Consider the following 4,167-nt stretch of genomic DNA (forward strand, 5'->3'; position numbering starts at 1 on the left):
TGCACGGCCAATTGGGCTATTACAGTTTCGATGGTGGCGCGCCGATCACCGCCGGCACCTGGCAAGCGGCCTACAGCGCGGCGCAAGTGGCCCTTACCGCGCAGGCCGCCATCGCCCAAGGCGCCCACAGTGCCTTCGCCCTTTGCCGCCCGCCGGGGCATCACGCCGCCAGCGATGTGATGGGCGGTTATTGCTACCTCAACAACGCGGCCATCGCGGCCCAGGCATTCCTTGATCAAGGCTGCAAAAAGGTCGCGATCCTCGACGTGGACTACCACCACGGTAACGGCACGCAGTCGATTTTTTACGCGCGCAGCGACGTGCTGTTCACTTCGATCCACGGCCATCCGGAGGCAGAATTTCCGTTCTTCCTTGGCTACGCCGATGAGCATGGCGAGGGCGCCGGCGTTGGTTTCAACTTCAACTATCCGTTGCCGGCCGGGTCCGGCTGGCAGGCCTGGAGCGCGGCGCTGGAACAGGCCTGCGCCGAGATCGAGCGCTACGCCGCCGATATCATCGTGGTGTCCCTGGGCGTGGACACGTTCAAGGACGACCCTATCTCGCAGTTCAAGCTCGACAGCCCGGACTACCTGGCCATGGGCGCGCGCATTGCCCGCCTGGGCAAGCCCACGCTGTTCGTGATGGAAGGCGGCTACGCGGTGGAGGAAATCGGCATCAACGCCGTCAACGTGCTGGAAGGTTTCGAGGAAGCAGCCCAATGAACATACTCAAGTCGCTCGCCCTGTGCGCCGTGGTTGTCAGCGGCGCAGCCCAGGCCGAAGAAAAAACCCTGAAGGTCTACAACTGGTTCGACTACATCACGCCCAAGGCGCTGGAAGACTTCAAGGCCCAGCACCCGTCGATCAAGCTGGTGTACGACATCTTCGACACCAACGAAGCCCTGGAAGCCAAACTGCTCACCGGCAACTCCGGCTATGACGTGGTGGTACCCTCCAACGTGTTCCTGGCCAAACAGATCGAAGCCGGCGTGTTCCAGCCCCTGGACCGCAGCCAACTGCCCAACTGGAACCACCTCGATCCCAAGCTGATGAAGCTGATCGAGGCCAACGACCCCGGCAATCAATACGCCGTGCCCTACATGTACGGCACCATCCTGATCGGCTTCAACCCAGCCAAGGTCAAGGCGGCCCTGGGCGACAACGCCCCCGTGGACAGCTGGGACCTGATCTTCAAGGAAGAGAACATCAGCAAGCTCAAGCAATGCGGCGTCGCGCTGCTGGACTCGCCCTCGGAGATCCTGCCCCTGGCGTTGCAGCACCTGGGCCTGGACCCCAACAGCAGCAACCCCAAGGACTACGACAAGGCCGAAGCGCTGTTGATGAAGATCCGCCCGTACATCACCTACTTTCACTCTTCCAAATACATGGCGGACATCGCCAATGGCGATATCTGCGTGGCGGTGGGCTACTCCGGCAGTTTTTCCCAGGCCGCCAACCGCGCCAAGGAAGCCAAGAATGGCGTGACCGTGGACATGCGCTTGCCCAAGGAAGGCGCGCCGATCTGGTTCGACATGCTCGCCATTCCCAAGGGCGCTAAAAATCCGGGCGACGCCTACACCTTCATCAACTATTTGTTGCAACCCGACGTCATCGCACCGGTCAGCGATTTTGTCGGTTATCCCAACCCGAACAAGGACGCTACCGAGCGGTCGACCCGGCCATACGCAACAACCCCAACCTGTACCCGACCGACACGGCCATGACCACGCTCTACACCCTCAAACCCCTGGACAGCAAAGCCGAACGCGCAGACAAGAGCCTGGACCAAGATTAAGTCCGGGAGGTGAAGCGCTGTACTGGCGTACGTGCATTTTAACAGCAGGCCTATGTAAGCACCGCCTACCTGTCTGGCCGAGCCCTAGCATGGAAATTCCGAACCTATACCTCGGGCTATCTCCATCAACCGGTCAGACAGGGAAGCCACTCTATGACCTCACCCGCTGCAAATAACCACACGAACGCCAAACGGCTGGATGAGCGCTCAGCGCTGTTCACCCAACTCTATGTCGGCCCTTCATTCAGGGAGACCGCATCGGCTCTGTTGCGCCAGTCACTTCGGGAACAGTACCCGACGCTGGATATCAACCCGGACATCGCCATGGTCGGCACGCCGACCTGGCGACTGATTGACGACGAGATTGTCGCGGGGCCCACGGAATATCAGGCACTCAGCGACATCCTCGCTCAACAGGCAGTTCTGTCAGTGCCGACCCTGTACATCGAGGGCGAACACTTTCTCACCCAGCAACCGATCGTCGAGCCGACGGTTCACTTGCCCGTGCGTATCTGTGAAATCGCCAAAACCCTCAACCTGCTGGCTCCTGTCATGCTGCGGGCCTTCCAGCAACAGTTGGTCGCCTACTGGAATCAAACCAACGGCAGCGGCCCGCATTGGCACGAGTTGTCGAGCATGTTGCGGGCAGTCTGGAATGTCGAGACCGCAGACGACTGGAGCGCCACCGAGTGCGCCATGGCGCGCACCCTGTTCACCCACCCCGATAAAGCCGACAGGAAGGGCAAAGACCCTTACAACCTCAAGGCCTGCCTGATCGATATCGACCGCGTCGACGCTGACCACGTGACGCACCAGAATGAAGTGGTGATCGCGGTACTGCTCGGCGAACATGAAGGGCAGCGTTCGATCCTCATGTATTCACTGCTCAAGGGCTATGAAAAATTTCCTTCGCTGGAGCACCTGGGCAATTCATTGTCGTTGCACCTGCCAGCCTCTGCTTCGAACCAGGAAATTCATTGGCGGCTGTTCGAGCCTGATGGCGACTTTTTTTGATCATCAGGCCTGCGCAATGGTGTCCGTGCTGGTCGAGGCCGTGGGTGCAATCGACTTCTCGGACCTGCGCCAGACCCATAACGCCGATGTCGTCCTCGGCACGCCGCCAGCCATCGCCCCGCTTGCCCCTGAAAAGGGCCCAGGGCTTGCCTGGTATCAGAACCAGTTGCCCGACTGGCTGACGAAGGCGTCCGTCGCCGACCAGAACTTCTTTGCCCGGCACTTGAAGGACCTCGCCGCCCTGCACAACCAGAACGCCGGCCGCTCTTACCTCGACGACGTTCCCTCCATCGAGGCTTACGCGTTGAAGGTGATCAAGGCGCAAATGATCAAGGATCATCCTGCCAGCGCCAACGTTCCCTTGGATAAAAATCCGCCTGACGGTGAAAAGCCCGGTCATCTGGGGCACCTTCGTGGTGCCGGGTCAGTTCGAAACCACCTCTTTGAGCGTGGTAGAACTGGCCTTGCAAAACCTGATTGCGCTGCCGACCGGCAATCGATCTGTCGAGATCGATAAGGGGTTCAGCCTGCCTGGATGGATGACCTCAGGCTATTTTGTAGACTTGGTCACCGATGCCGATATCGGCAGTGCCTATCCCGCGTTGATCAAACAAAAACTGCTGGACGACCCGCAGGAGTCATTACGCCGTAAAACCCTCTATAGCCAGCACCTGCGTATCCAACTGCCTATGCAGGCCTTGCAAGCCAAGATTCGCCAGCAAGAAGGCATTGACGAGCGAGGCTACCGCTATGTGGCGGCGGTGTTACAAGACGAGGCCACTGACCGCCAGGTTGACGGGCAAAACCATTGTGCTCAGGCCATTGGCGTTTCGGCCCCTGCGGCGCGCGGAAGCGACATTGGACACCGTTGCCAACATGTACGTGATCGGCCCCGAGGACATGACGGCCGGCCCATGCCTGTTGTATCGACCGATGTTCACACCGCCCCTGATGCAGTTCCCGACTCCGGCCAATCTGATCTATGGGATTTCGCAATCGAGCACCCTGCGCGAGTCGGTACTGGCCTGGCTACCGGATGCGGTGCGTAACGACTACGCCAATTACGTATTCCCCGGCGCACTACCTACGCTTGGCAGGTGGCCGATTACCTGATCGAGCCTGACAAACTATGGACCATGAGCGGCCCCATGGCGCTGGGTGAACAAGTGCTTAACGGCGACCGATTTTCCACTCTGTTCAAAGCCAACGCCAATGCCTTGATCGAACTGTCGGATCGGCAATCGGTTTCCAATGCCGAAAACCGTTGGGCCACGTTCAAGCAAGCCGGCTGGCTGATATTCAACGCCGTGCTGCCCTTTCTCGGTCGTACCGTGGGCACGGCGGTGTGGATCTGGCAGG

At 59.7% G+C, this 4,167-nt stretch carries 5 protein-coding genes and 2 pseudogenes; all 7 read left to right on the forward strand.

The features are described from left to right. Positions 1-722: histone deacetylase family protein (locus DQ405_RS24995; protein ID WP_168426406.1), on the forward strand; the 722-nt coding region annotated here is incomplete at its 5' end. After that, a pseudogene (locus DQ405_RS25000) lies at positions 719-1,807 on the forward strand (polyamine ABC transporter substrate-binding protein). The gene DQ405_RS24995 and the pseudogene DQ405_RS25000, both read left to right, overlap by 4 nt. 140 nt (positions 1,808-1,947) lie before the next feature. After that, positions 1,948-2,808, forward strand: coding sequence for a hypothetical protein (locus DQ405_RS27900; protein ID WP_241730212.1), 861 nt, complete (start codon positions 1,948-1,950; stop codon positions 2,806-2,808). A gap of 16 nt (positions 2,809-2,824) precedes the next feature. After that, entirely contained in the window at positions 2,825-3,325 is a 501-nt protein-coding gene (locus DQ405_RS27905) for a hypothetical protein (RefSeq protein ID WP_241730213.1), read from the forward strand. Then, positions 3,258-3,554, forward strand: a pseudogene (locus tag DQ405_RS28390) (dermonecrotic toxin domain-containing protein); the annotation flags it as partial. The gene DQ405_RS27905 and the pseudogene DQ405_RS28390, both read left to right, overlap by 68 nt. 112 nt (positions 3,555-3,666) lie before the next feature. After that, a complete protein-coding gene (locus DQ405_RS27910) occupies positions 3,667-3,921 on the forward strand; it encodes a hypothetical protein (RefSeq protein WP_241730214.1) in 255 nt (84 codons plus the stop codon). Beyond that, a partial coding sequence (locus DQ405_RS27915; RefSeq protein WP_241730215.1) for a hypothetical protein occupies positions 3,906-4,167 on the forward strand: 262 nt, incomplete at its 3' end. The genes DQ405_RS27910 and DQ405_RS27915, both read left to right, overlap by 16 nt.

This window comes from Pseudomonas sp. SST3 (genome assembly GCF_003325755.1).

What these genes read in the sequence shown, in the direction of transcription:
- DQ405_RS27900 (WP_241730212.1), top strand. Translation starts at nt 1,948, where the DNA reads ATGACCTCACCCGCTGCAAATAACCACACGAACGCCAAACGGCTGGAT.
- DQ405_RS27905 (WP_241730213.1), top strand. Translation starts at nt 2,825, where the DNA reads ATGGTGTCCGTGCTGGTCGAGGCCGTGGGTGCAATCGACTTCTCGGAC.